This window comes from Paenibacillus cisolokensis (assembly GCF_018403665.1).
GTDB classification, from domain to species: Bacteria; Bacillota; Bacilli; order Paenibacillales; family Paenibacillaceae; genus Paenibacillus_AH; species Paenibacillus_AH cisolokensis.
Map to the genome: position 1 here is coordinate 1 of NZ_BOVJ01000228.1, position 20,012 is coordinate 20,012.

The 20,012-nt window shown below is 64.0% G+C and carries 11 protein-coding genes and 4 pseudogenes; 2 read left to right on the forward strand and 13 right to left on the reverse strand.

Annotated features, from left to right (window positions below; translation table 11 throughout):
- The 5 genes and pseudogenes from PACILC2_RS24730 to PACILC2_RS29040 form a co-directional block, all read right to left on the reverse strand.
- The coding region (locus PACILC2_RS24730; RefSeq protein ID WP_213531561.1) for an AAA family ATPase at positions 1-1,001 on the reverse strand (1,001 nt) is incomplete at its 3' end.
- Positions 998-2,224 carry an exonuclease SbcCD subunit D gene (locus PACILC2_RS24735; protein ID WP_213531564.1) on the reverse strand — a complete coding sequence of 409 codons (1,227 nt, stop codon included), beginning with the start codon at positions 2,222-2,224 and terminating at the stop codon, positions 998-1,000. The genes PACILC2_RS24735 and PACILC2_RS24730, both read right to left, overlap by 4 nt.
- Before the next feature lie 221 nt (positions 2,225-2,445).
- Positions 2,446-6,562, reverse strand: a pseudogene (locus PACILC2_RS28225) (UvrD-helicase domain-containing protein); the annotation flags it as partial.
- Between the two features lie 9 nt (positions 6,563-6,571).
- Entirely contained in the window at positions 6,572-8,623 is a 2,052-nt protein-coding gene (locus tag PACILC2_RS29035) for a PD-(D/E)XK nuclease family protein (RefSeq protein ID WP_307860711.1), read from the reverse strand.
- Positions 8,527-10,281, reverse strand: a complete 1,755-nt coding sequence (locus PACILC2_RS29040; RefSeq protein WP_307860710.1) for a PD-(D/E)XK nuclease family protein — start codon at positions 10,279-10,281, stop codon at positions 8,527-8,529. Before PACILC2_RS29040 ends, PACILC2_RS29035 begins: the two co-directional genes overlap by 97 nt.
- Before the next feature lie 429 nt (positions 10,282-10,710).
- On the opposite strand from PACILC2_RS29040, the gene PACILC2_RS24755 reads away from it, so the two are divergent.
- Entirely contained in the window at positions 10,711-11,568 is an 858-nt protein-coding gene (locus PACILC2_RS24755; RefSeq protein WP_213531566.1) for a DUF4097 family beta strand repeat-containing protein, read from the forward strand.
- Between the two features lie 227 nt (positions 11,569-11,795).
- Here PACILC2_RS24755 and PACILC2_RS24760 read toward each other — a convergent pair.
- Positions 11,796-13,228: pseudogene (locus PACILC2_RS24760) on the reverse strand (class I SAM-dependent rRNA methyltransferase).
- Positions 13,229-13,488: 260 nt separating this feature from the next.
- Between PACILC2_RS24760 and PACILC2_RS24765 the strand changes: the two are divergent.
- Positions 13,489-14,472: a Na/Pi cotransporter family protein gene (locus tag PACILC2_RS24765; protein WP_213531568.1), complete on the forward strand. Its 984-nt coding sequence runs from the start codon at positions 13,489-13,491 to the stop codon at positions 14,470-14,472.
- Here PACILC2_RS24765 and deoC read toward each other — a convergent pair.
- The 7 genes and pseudogenes from deoC to PACILC2_RS24805 all read right to left on the reverse strand — a co-directional run.
- A complete protein-coding gene (gene deoC, locus PACILC2_RS24770; protein ID WP_213531584.1) occupies positions 14,399-15,100 on the reverse strand; it encodes a deoxyribose-phosphate aldolase in 702 nt (233 codons plus the stop codon). The genes PACILC2_RS24765 and deoC overlap by 74 nt on opposite strands.
- Before the next feature lie 36 nt (positions 15,101-15,136).
- Positions 15,137-15,586, reverse strand: coding sequence for an NUDIX hydrolase (locus PACILC2_RS24775; protein ID WP_145977183.1), 450 nt, complete (start codon positions 15,584-15,586; stop codon positions 15,137-15,139).
- Positions 15,587-15,682: 96 nt separating this feature from the next.
- A pseudogene (gene mtaB, locus PACILC2_RS24780) lies at positions 15,683-17,037 on the reverse strand (tRNA (N(6)-L-threonylcarbamoyladenosine(37)-C(2))-methylthiotransferase MtaB).
- Between the two features lie 5 nt (positions 17,038-17,042).
- Positions 17,043-17,819: a 16S rRNA (uracil(1498)-N(3))-methyltransferase gene (locus PACILC2_RS24785; protein ID WP_213531570.1), complete on the reverse strand. Its 777-nt coding sequence runs from the start codon at positions 17,817-17,819 to the stop codon at positions 17,043-17,045.
- A 65-nt stretch (positions 17,820-17,884) separates the two neighbouring features.
- Positions 17,885-18,590: pseudogene (locus tag PACILC2_RS29655) on the reverse strand (site-2 protease family protein).
- A 4-nt stretch (positions 18,591-18,594) separates the two neighbouring features.
- On the reverse strand, positions 18,595-19,620 hold the full coding sequence (gene prmA, locus PACILC2_RS24800) for a 50S ribosomal protein L11 methyltransferase (RefSeq protein ID WP_213531572.1): 1,026 nt from the start codon (positions 19,618-19,620) through the stop codon (positions 18,595-18,597).
- A gap of 206 nt (positions 19,621-19,826) precedes the next feature.
- On the reverse strand, positions 19,827-20,012 hold a 186-nt coding region (locus PACILC2_RS24805; protein WP_213531573.1), incomplete at its 5' end, for a hypothetical protein.

Below are 20,012 nucleotides of genomic sequence, written 5' to 3' on the forward strand. Positions count from 1 at the left end.
GGTCCATGCGGCGCGGCCGCCGCGGCCGCTTCCTGCCGGGCGGCATGCGTCCGCCCGGCCTCCTCGCGGCGCGCCGCAAGCGCGCGCAGCTGCGCTTCGGCCGCGTCGCGGGCGTCGAGCGCCGGCATCAGGCGCTCGGCCGCCGCAAGGCGCCGCAGCTCCGCCTCGAGCGCCTCCACCTTCGGCGCGTCTTCGAGCAGCTTCGCCTGCAGCGCCTCCTTGGCGCGCAGCGCTTCCTGCCGCGCGCGCACCTCCTGCTGCTCCGCGTACACCCGCTCCGCTTCCGCGAGCGCGCGCCGCGCCTGCTCCGCTTCGCGCGCGGCTTCGCGGCAGCGCGCCTCGGCCGCGGCAACCGCCTCGGCCGAGGCGTCGCCGAGCCCTTGCTGCTCCGCGGCCGCTTCGGCCAGCGCCGACTCGGCGGCTCTGACCCGCTGCTGCAGGCGCGCGGCCAGCCCGTCGCCGTAACGCTCCAGCCGGAACAGCCGCTGCAGCATCGACCGGCGCTCCTTGCCCGTGAGCGACAGAAACTCCGCAAACTTGCCTTGCGGCAGCACGACGGCGCGCGTGAAATCCTGCATGTTCAAGCCGATATGCTCTTCCACGCAGCGGTTGACGTCGGCCAGCTTATCCGCCAGCACCTGCTCGCCCTGCGGCAGCAGCTCGATAAAGCGGCAGAGCGCGCTGCCGACCGAAACGTCGCCGCTCCGCTTGAACTGCCGCTCCACCCGGAAGCGCCGCGTCCGTCCGCCGCCGTTCAGCTCGAACGTGAACGCGACGAAGAGCGTTTTTTCCGCCTGGTTCATAATGCCCTGCGTACCGCCGGCGGCGCGCTCCACCTTGCCGTAAAGCGCCAGCGTCATCGCGTCCAGAATGCTCGATTTGCCGCTGCCCGTCGGTCCGAAGATGCCGAACACTCCGCCCTCGCACAGCCGCTCGAAATCGATCTCCTGCGCTTCACGGTAGCTTTGCAGCCCCGCCAGCTTCAGCCTGATCGGCTTCATGACCGCCTTCCTCCTTCCGCCACCGCGGCTTCCCCGCGTTCTTCGTCCATGTCCGCTTCCTCGCGCTCCTGCTCCTCCAGCAGCTCCATAAATAGGCGCACCGTCGCCTCATCCGGCTCCGCGCCGCCCGTCTGGCGCGTATAAAACCGCCGGAACAGCTCGTCCACCGGCAGCCGCTCGCGCAGGCCTGCCGGATCGTCCGCGCCATCCTTTTCCGGATAGACGGGGCGAATGTGCAGAAGACCGTCATGCCGCTTGCGCAGCGCATGAATCTGATCCGGGGCGATTGCGTCGGTCACCCACAGCTCCAGATCGATCCAGGCGCGCGCGTCGCGGCCTTCATCCAGCCATCGGTGCACTTCGGCGAGGCCTCCTTTCGCTTTCCAGACGGCGAGCGGCCTGCCCGAGGACAAATAAATTTCCCGCGGCCTGGCCGCTTGTCCCGGCGCCAGATCGAGGACGGTCACCGATTTCGCCTGGCCCGCCTCCGAGAAGCTGTAGGCGAGCGGCGACCCGCTGTAGCGCAGCCACTCCTTCCCCGCAACCCGCTGCGGCCGGTGCAGATGGCCGAGCGCCGCGTATTGGGCGCCGCAGTCGAACGCCGCGGGATCGACCGTATAGGCGCCGCCGACCTGGATCGGCCGCTCCGAATCGCTTTCCAGGCCGCCGAGCACATACAGATGGCTCATCGCAATATTGACCGTATCGTGGCGGAACGACTCCGCCAGCCGGCGCATCAGCCGGGTTACCCGCTCCGAGTAGGCGCTGCGCAGCTCCGCCTCGTCCGCCGTCTCGCTGAGCAGTTCCCGCAGCCGAGACTCGGACGGGTATGGCAGCGCGGCGATGACGGCCATCTCCCCGGTTCGCGGCACCGCAATTTCCATGGCCTCCGCCGATGGCAAGCCGGCGAGCCGGATGCCGCTTGCGCGAGCGAGCGGCGAAGCGGCCGCCACGCGGTCGGGATGATCGTGGTTGCCCGCGATGACGGCGACCGCCCGTTTTCCGCCTTCCGACAAGCGCGACAGCGCGTCGTAATAGAGCTGCTCCGCGGCCGCCGGCGGATTGACCGAGTCGTATACGTCGCCCGCGATCAGCACAAGGTCGATCTCTTCCTCGCGGACGATCGCTACAAGCTCGTCCACGAAGGCCGCTTGCTCCTCGAGGCGGCTTCTTCCTTCCAGCGTCCGGCCGAAATGCCAGTCCGCCGTATGCAAAATCCGCACCGTCGTTTCTCCTCCTTCATCATGCCATTATCCCGACGAGCCTCCGCCGGGTAATCCCAACCGGCGGCCGTCGCCGTAATTCCAACCAACCTCGGCCGGGTAACCCCAATCAGCCCTCACCGGGTAATTCCAACCGGCTTCCGCCACCGTAATCCCAACAGCCTTCTACCGGTCATCCAACCGGCTTCCGCCGCTGCGGTTATTCCTGCCGGCCTACGCGGTTATTTCAACCGAACTGTCTGCGCGCCGTCCAGAAAGAACACGTAGCACTCCGTCACCGGCTTGCCCAGCACCGAAGCGATGGCGTCGGCGTACAGCTCAAGCTGAAAGCGGTGGCGTTCCGCGGCTCTATCCCACTGCTTCATATCGATCCGGTCCGTCTTGTAATCAACCAGCACGAGTCCGCCCTCATCCTCAAACAGACAGTCGACGACGCCCTGAATGAGAACCGTCTCGCCGCGGACATCCTCCGCCGCGCCCGGATATACCCGCTCCGCCGGGAAAGCGCAGCTGAACGGCATTTCCCTGCGGACGAGACCGGCGCGGCGCAGCCGCTGCCCGAGCTCCGAACGGAAAAACGCCAGCACCGCCGCAAGGTCGATCGCTTCCGCCTGCTTGCGGGTCAGAGTGAGACGTTCCACGAGCGAATCGACCGTACGCCTGAGCAGCGCTTCGTCCGGTTCCGCGTCGAGCGGCACATGCTGCATCAGCAGATGGCTGACAGTGCCACGCTCCGCCGCCGTCAGCGAACGTTCCTCCATAAATCGCGGCCGGCGCAGGCGGAAGGTATATCCGCCGCCGATGAAGCCTTGCCCGGAACGGCCGCCTGACACCGAACGGCCATCTCCGGCTTCCAGGCCCGGCTGCTTGGCGCCGGCGCCTCGAAGCAGCGCCGCTCCCTCTTCCAGCGTCGCCGCTTCGCGATCCCGCAGCGCTTCCCCGTGCAGCCGCTTCATCTCGGTGACCGACGTCTTCGCCGCCACGGCGGCCGCTCCTGGCCGGCTGTACGCCCAATCGAGCCTGCGGGCGATTTCGGCGGCGTCTTCGCCGCCTTCGACCGGTACGAGCGCCGTCACGGCCTGCAGCCGCTCGGCCAGCTCGGCCTCCTTCGCCTCGTTCCGTTCCGACGCGGCGGCCGCTTCCGTTCCGTACAAGTGAGCGGGCACGACGCCGAGTCGCCAATCCCGCAGCGGAGGCGCGGCTTCCGCCGTATCGCCGCCGTCCCGGGGAGACGCGCCGTCCGTCCGGGCCGCTGCGTCCCTGTCGCCCGGCTGCGGCGCAACCTCATCCGGCCGCACCGCCATTCCGCCGGTGACCGGCGGCGCCGGCTCGGCCGTGAATGTCCCGGCGCCGTCTTCCGCCGCTCCGTCTTCCACCCGCACCAGCATACCCGCCTGCGCGGCCAGCGGACCGAGCCAGTCGAGGTAGCAGCGGGCGGCCGCCAGACGGTAATCGGGAATCGCGCCGCCGTCCGCCGCCGTCCGCCACCGCTCAAGCTGCCGCTGCGCGTCGTCCGCCGTGGCGACGAGAATCATTTTCTCCTTCGGCCTCGTCATCGCCACGTACAGCACGCGCATTTCCTCGGCGAGCATTTCCATCCGCATGCGCTGGCGCACCGCCAAATACGGCAGTGTCGGATAAGCAATCCGCAATTCGGGATCGACATAGCGCGGACCGAACCCGAGCTCCTTATGCATCAGAAAAGCGCCGTTCACATCCTGCTGGTTGAACGGCTTGCCGAGCCCGGCCACGAACACGACCGGAAACTCGAGCCCTTTGCTTTTATGGATCGACATGATCCGGACGACGTCTTCCTGCTCCCCGAGCTCGCGCGCGGTGCCGAGGTCGCCGCCGCTTTCCCGCATCCGGTCGATAAACCGCAAAAACCGGAACAGCCCGCGAAACGAGGTCGCCTCGTATTGCCTCGCCCGGTCGTACAGCGCCCGCAGGTTCGCCTGCCGCTGCGCGCCGCCGGGCAGTCCGCCGACCCAATCGTAATATCCGGTTTCGCGGTAGATGTTCCACAGCAGCTCGGCGAGCGATCCCTGGCGGGCTTCGTCCCGCCAGCGGTCGAGACGGTCGAGGAAGAGCGACAGCTTGCGGCGCGTATCCTCGGCGACGAGCAAATCTCCCGCGGCCCGCAGCACCGCTTCGTAATACGACGAATGGCGCGACGGAATGCGGATTCGCGCCAGCTCCTCGGCCGTCAATCCGAAAATCGGCGAGCGAAGCGCGCCGGCAAGCGGGATGTCCTGGTACGGGTTGTCGATGACCCGCAGCAGCGACAGCATCACTTCCACTTCCGTCGCGTCGAAATATCCCGTGCTCAGCTCCGCGTAAGCGGGAATGCCGGCCGCCTGCAGCTCCTCGATCATGACCGGCGCCCACTGCCGGGTGGCGCGCAGCAGGATGACGACATCCCGCCAGGCGAGCGGACGGTCCGTCCCTTTCCGGCCGTCGTACACGCGAAAGCCGCCGTCGGCAAGCTCGCGAATCCGGCGCGCAATATGGCGCGCTTCCAGCTGGGCGGTCAGCGCGTCTTCCGCCGCTTCCGCCGCGCGGGCGGACGCCTCCGCTTCGTCTTCGTCCGCAGCGCCGGCGTCGGCGGAGACTGCGGCGCGGACGCCTCCGCGGTCGATCACGCTTAGCTCGACCGCAAACCGGTCGTCGCCTGCCGGCGGCTGCGGATACGAAGCGCCGCAGACGAGCTCCGCGCTGCGGTCGTAGTCCATCTCGGCGACCGATTCCCGCATAATCGCCCGGAATACGTCGTTGACGCCATTCACCACTTCGGGCCTGCTGCGGAAATTGCGCGACAAATCGATGCGCAGTCCGGGCGCTTCCCTGTCGGCGGCACCCGGCGCGCCCGCTCCGGCCGGCGCTCCTGTCCCGGCGTGATCGGGCTGCGCTTCTGTCTCAGGCGGATCGGCCGGCGTCTCTGTCTCTCCGCCGATTTCCGCATCCGAACGGTATGCTCTATATTTTGCAGAAACAAATTCGGCTCGGCCAACCGGAAGCGGTAAATGCTCTGTTTGACGTCGCCGACCATAAACCGGTTGCCCGCTCCTTCGCGGGAGATCAGCTCGACGATCGCCTCCTGGACCGTATTCGTATCCTGGTACTCGTCCAGCAGCACTTCCTCGAATTGGCGCCGGTACTCCAGCGCAGCCGCCGAAGGCACGGTCTTCTCCGGTGTTGAGGACGGGTCCCGCAAAATGCGCAAACAGTAATGCTCGAGATCGCCGAAATCGAGCAGGCCGCGTTCGCGCTTCGCCGCCTCGTAGCGGCGGCCGAATTCGATCACGAGCTCCGCGAGAGCTTCCATCAGCGGCGCGAGCTCCGCGAGCTCGCGGACGAACGCCTCCGCCGGGCGGCCGAACCAATCGTCACGCATGCCGAGGACGATATGTTTCGCCTGCTCGCGCAGTTCCTTCGCCTTCTCCTGCAGCGCCTTGTCGCAGCTGTCGCCGCGCACCGCCTTCAGCTTGCCGAACGCCGCTTCGCGAAACAGCTCCGGCAGCTCTCCCCACGATCTTTCGTCCACTGCCCGGTGAAGCCGTTCGACGACCTCCAGGTCTTCCGCCAGCGTGCCGGCATAGTTCGCGGGTCCGTCCGGCAGCTCCGCCACCGCCTTCGCCTGCCGCAGCAGGTCCGCCGCGCCGGCGAGCGACCGCGCGGCATCCTCGCAGATGGCGGCCGCCCACGGTGTGGCGGAGAGTTCGGCGACGTCGGCTACCCGGAACGCGGCGGCCGTCTCCCGCAGCCAATATTCCGGCCACGGATGGCTGCGCGAAAATTCGTACAGCTGCTGAACGAGCCGATACAGCGGTTCATCGCCCCGTTCGCCTCCGAAACGGTCGGCGAGCCGCAAAAATGCGCCGCCGTCTCCCGCATCCTCATATTTTCGTCGAACAGGGCATCCAGCGCATCGAGCCGCAGCAGCTCGCTTTCCGTTTCGTTCGCGATGCGGAATCCGGGATCGAGCCCGATAAGCGGATAATAGCGCCGGATCGCATCGAGACAGAAGGAGTGGATCGTCGTGATGGCGGCGCGGTTCATGAGTGCCAGCTGCCGCCGCAGATGCTCCGAATCCGGCTCGCGCTCCAGCGCCTTCTCGAGCGCGATGCGGATGCGCTCCTTCATCTCCGCCGCAGCCGCTTTGGTGAACGTCGCCACAAGCAGGCGGTCGACGTCGGTGTCGGCGGATATTTTGCGGATAATCCGCTCGACGAGCACCGCCGTCTTGCCCGAGCCGGCCGCCGCAGCGACGAGCACGTTGCGGCCGCCGGTCGCAACGGCCTTCCACTGGTCGTCCGTCCAGGCCGAGCCTTCCGGCTTTTCGGGATGTTATGTACCGGCATCGTCGCCCTCTCCTCTCCTTTCGTTCCCGGAACGGCCGCGTTCCCGGTTCATGCCGGATGCGTCCGCACGGTCTGCCGCCGTCAGCCGCTTTTCCGCAGCATGTTCTTCCGAGGAAAGCCCCTCTTCCGCCCGCTTCGCCGGCGTTTCGGCGGCCTCGTCCGGCGCAGACTCCACATCCTTCCCGCTTTCGGCGGCCTGACGCTCCAGCAGCCTCCAGATTTCGTCCCCGGTCACCCGCGGAAGCTTGACGTAGTCGTTGCCTTCGATTAGCGGATCGAACTGGCAGACCGGCTTGTACGCGCAATACTGGCAGGGCGTCTTCGCGCCGGCCCGGTATGGCGCGATGCCGATCTCGCCCTGCGCGATTTCGCCGCCGATCCGCGCGATGCTGCGCCGCACCGAGCGCCGCAGCACCTCCCAGCCTTCGCTGCCGACGACGGACGAGCTGCTGTAGAAGCCGCCGTCCCGCTTGATCGCGACCGGCAGAAGATCCGAATAGCCGGTATCAAGCTCGCCGTCCATCATCCGCACGGCGGATTCGTCGGCCAGCAGCAAGCCGCGCATTTTGAACCGCTTCAGCAGCTGGCGGCGCGCCTCCTCCGGACTCATGCCGTTCGATGCCGCAAGCAGCGGATTGTGAACGTGAAAATAAAGCACGCCGGCGGGGGCGACCGGTCCGCCCAGCCAGGCGGGCGCATGCGTCAGCAGCACGTCCAGGTAAGCCAGCATCTGCAGCGACAGGCCATGCGCCACTTCCTCCAGCCGCAGCTGCGTCGCCGACGATTTGTAGTCGAGCACGCGCAGCAGCCATCCCTCCTCCGTGCGGGCCGCGTCGATGCGGTCGATCCGTCCGACCAGCTCGAGCGTGCGGCCGTCCGCCATCGTAACGACAAGCGCGGGAAGCGTGCCGTCCGGTCCGAAGCCGATCTCGAGACCGACAGGACGGAATGCGGCACGCCGCTCGTGCTCGGCCAGTATGATCGCGGCTTGTCCGACAATTTCGGTCAGCTTGCGGGCGATATACCGGTATCGGCCGCTGCTGAGCAAGATTTGCGACTGCAGGCGCGGCGCCAGCTGCTCGACGGCGGAAGCCGCCGCCGCGCGGATGCCGCCCGCCGGCGTCACGCCCCAGCGGTCGCCAAGATCGGCGGCAAGCCGGCTGAGCGCCGCATGAAAGAGCTGGCCGACGTCCGGCGCCTCTAGCCGGTAGAGCCGCCGCTCCTTAAGCCGCAGGCCGTGGATCGCAAAATGCTGAAACGGACACGATACGAACCGCTCCAGCCGGGAGACGCTCGCCGTCAGGCGCTCGCCGTACAGCTCCTTCGCCGTCGCCGGCGACAGGGAAGGCACCCTGTTGTCGTAATCGAGCGACGATGTCAGCATCTGCAGCTTGTCCTGCCATTCCGGCCGCACAGCAAACCAGTTGAATACGTCCCACCAGAACGGCGCGATCTCCGCCCCTTGCCGCCACTGCCGCAGCTGGCCGATCAGATGGGACAATGTCCGCTCCGGGCGCGACACGAAGCGAAGCTGTTCGATGCTTTCTTGATCCGGCGACGGCTCGCCCGGCACCGCCCGTTCCTCAAGCCCGGGAAACAGCCGCTTCACCTGCCGGACAATTTCCGATGCGTGCAGGCTTTTGCCTTCCTCGTCGGCCGCCGACCAGCTCAGCCACAGATGCTGCGACGGCGTCGTCAGCGCGACGTAAATCAGGAAGCGCTCGTCGAGCAGCCGTCTCGTCACGCCGGGAGCCATCGCGAGCCCTTCCGCCTGCAGCCGCTCCCGCTCCGGCTCCGTCAACACCCCGTCCTCCTGAATGCGCATCGGCATGACGCCGTCATTAGCGCCGAGCACATAGCAGACGCGAACCGGGGCGGAACGGGTGCGGTCCAGGCTGCCGACCAGCACCTGATCGAGCGCAGGCGGTACGGAAGCGAGCTTCAAGCTTTCGAGACCGGTCTCGACCATCCCGGCGAACAGCTCCGGCGGCATTTGCTCGTCGCCGGCCAGCTCGACCAGTTGATCGAGCAGCTCCATGACGCCGTCCCACAATTGCCGGTGGCGCGCGCCCGTTCCGGCCGTCCGGCCGCCAGATCGGCGCGGCTCCATCGTTCCAGACGATCGGCCGCATCCGCGTGATCAAGCAGCCGGTACAGCGCGGCGCACATCTCCTTGACGCTGCCGGCGCGTTTGAGCGCTTGCCCGAAACGGCGCAGCGGCGGCACGATCGACTCCCGCGCTTCCATTACGGCTGCGAACTCCCGGGGATCGGCCGGCGCCGTCTCGCCGTCTTCCCGCTCCAGGTCGCCGAACGACAGCGGCTTCCAGCTTTTCCGGTCCAGCCATTTGCGACCGTCGATGCCTGCCGCGAGCACGTAATTTTCGAGCCGGTCGTACAGCTCCCGGCTGCCGCCCGGAATGTCGGGAAACAGCATTTCGGTCTTGATGCAGCGGAATACCGCCTCATACCGCCAGCCTTTGAGCACCGTCTCCAGCGCCGAGCGGATGAACTCGGTCAACGGATGATGAACGGCCGTCTTCTTCTGATCGAGAAAATACGGAATGCCGTATTCCGCGAACACCGCTTCCGCGTAATCGGCGTAGTCGGCCGGATTGCGCACGATGACGGCCATATCCCGCCATCTCAAGCCTTCGTCGCGAGCCCGGCGGACCATATCCTGCGCCGCCGCTTCGACTTCGGCGCGGCGGTTTGCCGCCGCGTGCAGCGATATGCCGCAGCGCGGATCGTCCGCGGCGAGCTCGCCGGGATCGGCGGGCCGGTAAGACGAATGCGCGGCAAAATGCTTCTCCAGGTGGGCGAGCATCGGACTGTCCGCAAAGCGGCGGGGCGGCTTGCCGTCCAGTACGATCGTCTCCAGCAGGCCGACGCCGTTCGACTCGGCCAGCTCGCGCAGCTTTATGTACGTCTCCGCCGTCGGGTGGAACAGCTCGAGCTCGTGAGGACGCTCGTCCGGCCCGTATTCGCGGTCGAGACAAAGCGCGACCGTAACGCGAGCCGCCGAACGCAGCAGAGCGCCGAGCGCCTCATATTCCTTGGGCGTAAAGCCGTGGAACCCGTCGACCCATATCTCCGCCCCCCGCATCGAAGGCGCGGCGCCGAATCCGGCGGCCAGATGGGCCAAATCATCCTCTGCGTCGACATAAAGGCCGGCCATCTCGGCTTCCAGCCGCTCGTAGACGAGCCGCAAATCGCGAAGCTTGCGCGCCAGCAGCGTTCCGGCCGCCGCGGCCGCTCCCGACTCGATCCAGCCGCCCAGCGCCGCGGCGTCGATGCCGTATCGTTTCCACTCGGTCAACAGATCGCCGAGCCGCTCGATAAAGCCCGGCTGATCCGCGCCGTGCCGGAACAGCTCCAGCTCCGATTCCAGCCGGTGAACGATTTTGTAGAGCAGCATATTCCGCCCGTTCTCGCCAATCGGCACGAGCGCCGTGCCGCCGGTCTCCTGCATAACCCGAAACGCGAGCCGCCGGAAACTGAGCGCCTGGGCGCGAATCGTACCCGGCAGGCCGCCGTCCTTCAGCAACGCGTATTCGCTCTGGAAGGTCGCCTGCTCCGGCACGAGCAGTATGAGCGGCGGACCGTCGGGATTTTCCCGCAGCCGGCTCCGTATTTCATCGTGGCAAAACCGGGTTTTGCCGGCCCCGGACCGCCCGAGCACAAAACGCAACCCCATCCTTCTCCCCGCTTTCTCCGACTTTTTCGATTCTCCTATTCTATCATAAAAGCGGCGGCCATTTCACCAGAAAAACCAAACGTATGTTCCTGAAAATGTTGGCTAAACGACCGGGCGGGACATGGCCGATTCCGACAGTAGATCCCGACAGTAGATCCCTACAGTAGATTCAACAGTAGTTCTCAACGGTAGATCTCAACTGTAGATCTCGACGGTAGATTCAACAGTAGAACTCGACGGTAGATCCTGACGGCCGGTACCTCCGGCACGAATCGCGCAACCGTTATGCCGGACCTAAGTCCAGTGCAAATTACCGACCTGGGTCCGTTTGACCAACTGGATCTGCTGGTATACTTAGGAAGAGAATTCGGGACCGATCGCCCGCGGCCTTAGGCCGTACCAAACCGGAGCATATAAGGAGCGAATGATATGTTTAACCGAAAACGAGTTGCATGCGCCGCGCTGTTCGCGGTTGTCTTGCTTGTTGCCGGATGCACCGCCAAAATGAACGCCGTCACGAAAGCGTCCGAACAACCGCTGCAGGCCAATGAAGAAACGACGCTCGAAACGACATTCCGGCAAGTGAAGGTGTCGAGCGACGTGCCGTCCATTCATATCGGACTTTCGCCCGATGAAACGACGCGCCTGAGCATCCGGACATCCGATCCGGAAAAGCTGCAAAAGCATTTTGATTTCCATTATCGGGAGACGGACGGGCAATTGGAGGTTACCGTTCGAGGGAAAAGCCGGAATCCCGGCCTTGATGTGCTGGACCTGATCGAGACGTGGGGAGCCGAACTGCACGTGGAGCTTCCTGACCATTCGTACAACAGCGTTACGGTTCATTCCGACGTCGGGAAAATCGAGTATCGGGAAGTGAATGCGGATCGGCTGGCCGTAAGCAGCGAGGTGGGGACGATTACGGTTGCGGATACGGCAACGGAGCAGGCAATCGTGACCAACTCGGTCGGAGCGGTCCGTCTGGACAACGTGAACGGGAAGACCGAGGTCAGCAACAGCACGGGCACGGTCAACATCTATGCCCCGAGCATCGAGAACGACATTGCCGTGAAAACGGAACTTGGCGCCGTCACAATCGAAACGGATCGCGAGCCCGACAATGTCCGCCTCGATTTGTCGACCGAGATCGGGAAAGTCGGCACCAATTTCGACATAGAGCGAAACGATCAGTCGAAACGCTCGATTGCGGGACAGAAAGGGGAGAACGGACCGCAAATCAAAGTGAGGTCGGAAATCGGGCCGATCGAGGTCCGTTATCGGGAATAGGCGGAGAAAAGCGCTCCCGGCGGATCGGCGCTCCGACACGGCACAAGGGCCTTTCCGCTCCGACGCAGCACAAGGGCCTTTCCGCTCCGACGCGGCACAAGGGGCCTTCCGCTCCGACGCGGCACAAGGGGCCTTCCGCTCCGGCAAGGCCAAGGCCTTCCGCATCGGGAGGCCTTGGCGCGGCAAAAGCGCTCCGGCGCCCGCGCCGATGCGGCTGGCGCATCCGCTTACCGGCTGCGCACTTCGAAGATGGCGAACTTCAAGTAATGGCCTTCGGGAACGCCGAGCAGCCGCGGATGGTCTTTGCCCGCGGAACGCCATTCGATGAGCCGCAGCACTTTGCCGGCGTCGGCCGCCGCCTCCTGGATCGTGCCGAGAAACCGTTCCTCGCTCATATGGTAAGAGCAGCTTGCGGTCACCAAATAGCCGCCCTCATTGACCAGCTTCATCCCGTTCAGATTGATGTCCTTGTACCCGCGGCAGGCGCCGGCGAGCGCGCCTTTCGTCTTGGCGAAGGCCGGCGGGTCCAAAATGACGACGTCCCATGTCCGCCCGGCCGCCCCGAGCGGCTTGGAGGTATCGACCCCTCCCTGCGCCCGCCTCGCCCGCTCCTCCAGGCCTTTAACCTGGCTGCGCAAATAGTCGAATGCGTCGGCGACGACGAACTCGATCCGGTCCGTAAAGCCGTTTCGTTCGGCGTTCCGTCTGGCCGTTTCGATCGCGTGCTCCGATACGTCGAGGCATGTCACCTTCTTCGCGCCGTATTTGCACGCATGCATCGCAAAGCTTCCGGTATGCGCGAAACATTCCAACACGGTCGCGCCGTCCCAATACGGGAACGTGACGACTTTGCCGTTGGCGTTGACCGGCACGAGCGCCAGTCCGTCATCCGCGCGCTCCCCCGCTTCTTCGGAACCGTCCCCGACCGCGCCTTTCCATACTGCCGCCCCTTCGGGCAATTCCGCGTACGGCCTCCTTTCCAGCCTGATGCCGCTGCGCGCGCCCCAGCCGGTCATAAGCGGCGCGATCGCCGCGCGGTTCTCCCGCTGATCGTAAAAATAACCGGTTTTTGTCCGCCCTCGATATCGACCTCCATCGCCAGCCCGTTCTCGCGAATGACGACCGTCCGCGGGCATTCGCCATAGAGCGGCCCTTTCCGCTCCTCCAGTCCTTCCAGCTTCCGGACGGCGACATCGCTCCGCTCGTAGATGCCTTTCGGGGCGAACACGCGGACGAGCGCCTGCACGATCGTCTCCCGCCGCCGGTCCATGCCGAGCGTCAGCAGCTGGACGACGAGCACGTCGGCAAAACGGTCCACGATCAGCCCGGGCAAGAAGTCGGCCTCCCCGTACACGAGCCGGCAATCGCGATCGCGTACGAAACGGCGCCGATGGCTCAGACAACGCTCGAACCGCTCGCGAAAGAACGGCTCGTCCATGTCGCCGATCGGCCGGCGGGAGATGACCCGCACCCGAATCGTCGAATGCGGGTTCCAATATCCTGTTGCCATATAGCGGCCGTTCGACTGCAAGACGTCCACCAGATCGCCAGGCTCGGCCTCCCCTTCCATCCGTTCGATCTCATTGTCGTAAATCCAGGGATGGCCCTGTTCAAGCCGCTTCGTGCGCCCTTTGGCCATATAAATTTTCGCTCTGCTCATCATCATGTCCTTTCCATGCAAGCGTGAACGGCTTCGCCTTTGCGGCAGGAAGCATCGTTACACGTCTCTGTACGTCTCTATAATCGTTGCGCGTTTCCAACACAGTAAAAAACGTCCCCCCGCCGCCGGGCCGGAGGGGGGTGCTTGTCATGCTTGTCTGCCGAAACGCATATGTATGATACGACACGCGCGACGGCGGACCGATCGGCCCGGCTCGCCGTTCAACCGATTCCTTACGGCAAAGGGGCGTAGATGCGAATATGTTCGAAACAATTGTGCTGCCGGTGCTCTACGGCTTCGCCGTCTTTATACTCGGCATGAAACTGATGGAGATGGCGCTGCACCGTATTGCCGGCCCCCGGCTGTCCGGCCTGCTGGAGCGTTCCACGGACACGCCGCTGCGCGGTTTGGCCGTCGGCACCGTGACGACCGCCTTCCTGCAGAGCAGCACGGCCGTCACCGTCATCTCGATCGGGCTCGTCAATGCCGGCCTGCTCACGTTTCCGCGCACGCTCGGCATCGTGCTCGGCACCAATATCGGCACTTGCCTGACAACCGAGCTGATCGGCCTGAATCTGGGCCGGCTCGCCATGCCGCTGCTGGCGGCGTCGCTCGGACTGTGGCTGTTCACCGCGCTGGCCTGCGAAGCCCGGCTTCTGCCGCTGACGCGCGCCGACCGCCCGATGCCGGAATGGCTGCGGCTGCTGCGCGGGGCATCCGTCGTCCTCGCCGGCTTCGCCATGCTGATCGGCGGCATTACGATTATGCAATCGATCGGGCCGGCCGTGCAGGCGAGCGGCCTGTTCAGCTGGTTTCTCGAGCGGGCAGCCGAAAGCCTGCTCTGGGGCGTCGCCGCCGGTATGACGCTGACTGCCATCGTGCACAGCAGCGCCGCAGTCATCGGGATGACGATGGGGCTTGCCGCGATCGGCGCGCTGCCGCCCGCACTGGGCATCGCCATTGTGCTCGGCTCGAATGTCGGCACCTGCTTTACCGCTCTGCTCGCCTCGGTCGGCGGCAGCAGGGCCGGTCAGCTCGTCGCCTGGTCGCATGTGCTGCTGAATGTGGGCGGCGCGGCGCTGTTCCTGCCTTTTACCGGGGAACTGGCGGCCGTATCCGGATGGATGGCGGCCGGTCCGGCCGGACAGATCGCCCGCGCGCAGACGATTTTCAATATTGCAAGCTCGCTTCTGGCCCTTCCCCTCTGCTACTTGCCGGCGCTGCGCCGCTTGACCGTCCGCTGACGATCGCGACGCCGGCGCTTGTGCCGAGCCGGTTGGCCCCCGCTCGAAGCATGCGGACCGCCGTCTCGGCGTCCCGGATTCCCCCGGACGCCTTCACGCCGATGGCGGAGGTTACGGCTCCGCGCATCAGGAGAACGTCCTCCACCGTCGCGCCCCCGGCGCCGAAGCCGGTGGACGTCTTGACGTAATGCGCGCCGGCCGCTTCCGCCACCCGGCATGCTTCCGCCTTCTGCACATCGTCCAGATAACCCGTCTCCAGAATAACCTTGACGATGGCCGCGCCTTCCACCGCCCGGACGACCGCCGACACGTCATACATCAGCACGCCGTACCGCCCTTCCAGGACGGCGCCGATCGGCATGACCATGTCGATTTCCGTTGCGCCGTCATCCACGGCTGCCGCCGCTTCGTGCGCCTTCACGCGGGTCGCCGAAGCGCCGAGCGGAAATCCGACGACCGCGCTGATCCCGACGTCCGTCTCGGCAAGCAGTTCCTTGCACACGGAAACCCACGAGCCGTTCACGCAGACGGACCGAAACCGGTATTGCGCCGCCTCGGCGCACAGCTTGGCAATATCTTCGCTCGTCGCGAACGGCTTGAGCAGCGTATGATCGATGAAACGGGCGATGTCCGCCCCATCCGTCCATTTTCCGGCATGCTCCGTTCAGTCATTTCCCGTCACCTCCACGCCGAGCAGCTTCAACGCGCCGGCCAAAATGCGGTCGTTGTTGTCGTACCCGAATTTGCGCTGCCGCCTCCAAGCCTCCTGCGGGGTGAACCAATCGACGCCGCGAATTTCCTCGACTTGCGCCTGCAGCGAGCCGTCGACCGCTTCGACGAGATAATAATGAACCTCCTTGTCCACCATCCCTTTTGTCTCATGGTGGTAGCGGTACTTGATCTGGTCGATCGGCGCCTTGATGACGCCGCGCATCCCCGTCTCTTCTTCTATTTCCCGCAGCGCCGTCTGCTCGACCGTTTCGCCCGGCTCCATCTTGCCTTTCGGCAGCGACACTTTGCCGTAGCGATCCTGAATCAGTTGGATTTGCAGCTCATGATTTTCGGTTCGGCGGTATACGACGCCGCCCGCTGATATTTCCTTCATCTCAGGCACCCCCTGTTGACGAAAAGCGCCGAGGCCGGCTGGCGGCTCGGCGATCGTTCGGCGCAGACGGCCGGCCGCTCCAGCGCGGTCCGGCCGGCCTTGCGTTTAAATGCCGGCCGCAGTCGCGCCCCGTCCGTGCGACTCCAATACGCGCACGAGCCGGCCGCGGCACTCGTTGACGCCCGCTTCCGTAATCTGTACCCGGCACAGCGATCCGATCAGATCTTCCGTGCCGTCGAACACAACCTGCAAGTAATTGTCCGAATAGCCCATGACGAGCCCGGAGCCCGGAGCCCCCTTGTAATCGCGCTCCGGAATGACGTCCAGCACCTGGCCTACGAACTGCTCGGCGTATTGAAGCTGCATCCGCTCGGACAAATCGATCAGCCGGTGGACGCGTTCATGCTTCACCTCTTCGTCCACCTGATCCGTCATCCGGGCGGCAGGCGTTCCGGTCCGCTTGGAATAGGGGAACACGTGCATTTCCGAGAAGCCGAGCTCTTCCATGAAACGGTAGCCGTTCTCGAACATTTCGTCCGTCTCGCCGGGGAACCCGACAATGACGTCGGTCGTGATCGCCACGCCCGGCATCGCCCGCTTGATCAGCCTGATCTTGTCCGCATACTCTTCCGTCGTATATTTGCGGCGCATCCGCTTCAGCACGGAATCGTCGCCGGCCTGCAGCGGAATGTGCAGATGGCGGCACATTTTATCCGAGCGGTTCAGCACCTCGATCATCGCCTCGTCGATCTGGCTCGCTTCGATGGAGCTGATGCGAATCCGCTTGAGCCCTTCGATCTTGTCGAGATCCCGCAGCAGATCAGACAGCCGGTAATTGTCCAGATCGTCGCCGTAGCCGCCCGTATGAATCCCGGTCAACACGATTTCCTTGTAGCCAGCGGCGACAAGCTGGCGGGCCTGCCTGATGACGCTTTGCGGATCGCGGCTGCGCGACAGGCCGCGCGACCACGGGATAATGCAGAAGGTGCAGAAATTGTTGCAGCCCTCCTGAATCTTCAGAAACGCGCGGGTCCGGTCGGCAAAATTCGGAACGTCCAGCTCCTCGAACTCCCGCGTCTTCATAATATTGCGCACCGCATTGACCGGCTTGCGGTCCCGCTGAATTTGCCGAATATAGTCCATCAGCTTGTCGCGGTCCTGCGTGCCGATGACAAGGTCGACGCCGGGAATGTCCATAATTTCCGCAGGCGACGTCTGGGCGTAGCAGCCCGTTACGGCGATTACCGCATCGGGATTGCGGCGAATCGCGCGGCGGATAATTTGGCGGCTTTTCTTGTCTCCGGTATTCGTCACCGTGCAGGTGTTGATCAAATAAACGTCGGCCGTCGACGTTTCGAAGTCGACTTGCTCGTAGCCTTCTTTTTGAACAGCTGCCAGATCGCTTCGGTATCGTAAAAGTTTACTTTGCAGCCCAAGGTGTAAAATGCAACCGATGGCATTGGTGTTACACGCCTCCCATTTCTCCGGATTCGTACATCAGGCAGGCAAGAGCCGCCATCGCAGCCGTCTCGGTGCGCAGAATGCGCCGGCCAAGTCCGACTGCGACAGCCCCCGCCGCTTCGGCTTCAGCCGCCTCCCGTTCGGAGAAGCCTCCTTCGGGACCGACGACCAGCAGCACGTTCGGGGCCGGCGCGTCCTTCCCGGTGCCGTCCAGCCACCTCCGAACCGCCGTGCGCAAGCCGTGCCGCAACGATCCGCTTGCTTTCTCATAACAAAAAAACACCGCATCGTATCGGGGAAAAAGCGCGATCAGCTCCCGCCATGCCAATACCGGCCCGACGTCCGGAATCCGGCTGCGGTGCGCTTGCTCCGCGGCTTCCTTGGCGATTTTTCGCCACCGTTCGAGCCGCTTCGCTTCCTTTCGCGCGTCATATTGCACAATCATTCGTTCCGATTGGAACGGGACAAAGGCAGCGGCGCCAAGCTCCGTTCCTTTCTGAATGACGATCTCCATTTTATCGCCTTTCGGCAAACTTTGCGCCACCGTAACCGACCAACCCGGCTCCCGATCCCCCGGCAACGGTTCTACGATGTCCGCCGTCACCCGCTCCGGGTCCGCATCGCGGATGACGACCCGCGCTTCGCGGGAAACGCCGTCGCTAACGATGCATTCGTCGCCCGGCTTCATCCGCATGACGCGGACAGCATGGCGGGCGTCTTCGCCGGCCAGAACGACCGAGCTTTCGCCGAATTGCTCCGGCGGCACGAAATATCGCTGCATGAACGCTACCCTCTTTCAAGCTCCGTCACAGGAGCTGTAAAGCTCCAACTTTCATCATACACGTTTCACGATGCAAAATCCATGCCGAATCGGAACCAGTCCATCGGCGAGAACACGCGCTCGAACAACGACTGGAAGAACCAGAGCAAATTCGACGAGTAGCCGAACAGCGGCTCCAGCGTCACGGCTCGCAGCGGCGGGATAAACACGATCAGCAAAAAACGAAGATGCCCCATTGAACGTTCTGGTCCATCTTGTAGCGCACATGAAGCGGCACCAAATCTTGAATGATCCGGTAGCCGTCGAGCGGCGGAAGCGGGATTAAATTAAAAATGAAGAGCAGCAGATTCATCGAGATCAAGTAATAGAAAAATGAACGAGCGCTTTGCGCACGCCGATCGAGCCGGCATCGAGAAGCGCCGTTTCGTTCAGCACGTATACGGCGAAAATGCCGAGCACGGCCAGCGCCAGATTGCTGAGCGGTCCGACCGCCGATACGATGACGCCCATCAGCCGCGGCCGCTTGAAGCGGTTCGGGTTGACCGGTACGGGCTTGGCCCAGCCGAAGCCTGCGATCAATATGAGAATCGTGCCGAGCACGTCCAGATGGACGCGCGGGTCAAGCGTTACCCGGCCGGCATTGTATGCGGTATGGTCCCCGAACTTGTACGCGCTGTATGCATGCGCGAATTCGTGAACGGTAAAAGCGAGCACGAGCACGATGACGATAAACGGCAAATCCTCCAACGGATACCATAAAAACCGCTCCACGCGCTCACTCTCCCCGCAGGCGCCGATCCGGCGCGTCGTCGTCCACGGAAGGCTTCGCCGCCACGAAGGCAATCCAGTCCTCGTCCCTTCTCCGATCGACGATTTCGAAGCCGGCGGCCGCAAGTCCCGCTGCCACATCCGACTCCTTGTTCTTGTAAATGCCCGAAGCGATATAGATGCCGCCCGGCTTCATCGCATCGTATACATCGTCGATAAACAGCAGAATAATCTCCGCCAATATGTTGGCCACGATGACGTCGACCGGCAGCGACAGTCGCAGCGGACGCCGGCCGTCCTCATCCCCTGCCGTTTCGCCGCGCAGCACGCCCAGCAAATCGCTTCGGCGAACGTCGATCTTATCCTCCAGCCCGTTCAGCCTGATGTTTTCCTTCGCGCTGGATACCGCCACCGGATCGAGATCGAGCGCAAGCACGCGGTCCGCGCCGAGCAAAGCGGCGCCGATCGCCAAAATGCCGGAACCGGTTCCGACGTCGATGACCTGCTCGCCCCCGCGAATGACCGATTCGATCGTCTTGAGGCAGAGCGAAGTCGTTGGATGGGTGCCCGTGCCGAACGCCATGCCGGGATCGAGCTCGATGACGATTTCGTCCTTCTCCGGCGTATACGTCTCCCACGTCGGCTTGATCGTCAGCCGCTCCGTCACCCGGATCGGCTTGAAATATTGCTTCCAGGCGTTCGCCCAGTCTTCCTCGTCCACCGTTTTGACGGAAATCTCATAATGCCCGGGATCGATATCGAACTCGCGCAACTGCTCGATCGACGGACGCAGCTGCCCGGCGATGCGCTCCATATCGGTCTCCTCCGGAAAATAGCCTTTGATGACGGCGCAGCCTTCCGGAATGTCGTTGAGCGGCAGCTCATACCATTGGCCGTAAGACGTGTCCCGCTGCTTGTTTAGCGTCCCCGATTCTTCGATCGCTACGCCGCCTGCCCCCATTTCATGCAAAAAATTCGAAATCATTTCGATCGCTTCCTCTGTCGTGGCGATCGTCAATTCATGCCATTTCACTCTTCATGCCCTCCCGATAAAGTCGAAACCTACCGCCTATTGTACACCAGACGGGAAACATGCACAAAAATTTCGCCGACAAAAAAAGACTCCGTCGTCTGAGAATGATACTGTTTGGCCACAAAGCTTAAACAAGATGGCGGCCAGGGCTCCATCCTCCCTCGCAGACCCAACCACTGGGCGCCTGATTGCGAAGCTCCAGGGTCTTATTCGTTCGCTCCACACCCGCTGTGAACGGCCACAGCCCCGAAATTACTTGCTGTAAATCCGGGTCCGCTATGGCTGGCAGCCGGAAGATGAAAACCAATAAAAGAACAAAGTTGCAAAAGTGCAGTTTTTCCGGGGGGAAATTCCCAAAACGGTGAAAATTCCGGTAGTGTCAAGAAGTTTGT

Excerpts from the sequence above, each read along its gene's own strand:
- PACILC2_RS29035 (WP_307860711.1), bottom strand. The coding sequence starts at position 8,623 with ATGGAGCTGCTCGATCAACTGGTCGAGCTGGCCGGCGACGAGCAAATG.
- PACILC2_RS29040 (WP_307860710.1), bottom strand. The coding sequence starts at position 10,281 with ATGGGGTTGCGTTTTGTGCTCGGGCGGTCCGGGGCCGGCAAAACCCGG.
- PACILC2_RS24755 (WP_213531566.1), top strand. The coding sequence starts at position 10,711 with ATGTTTAACCGAAAACGAGTTGCATGCGCCGCGCTGTTCGCGGTTGTC.
- PACILC2_RS24765 (WP_213531568.1), top strand. The coding sequence starts at position 13,489 with ATGTTCGAAACAATTGTGCTGCCGGTGCTCTACGGCTTCGCCGTCTTT.
- PACILC2_RS24785 (WP_213531570.1), bottom strand. The coding sequence starts at position 17,819 with ATGCAGCGATATTTCGTGCCGCCGGAGCAATTCGGCGAAAGCTCGGTC.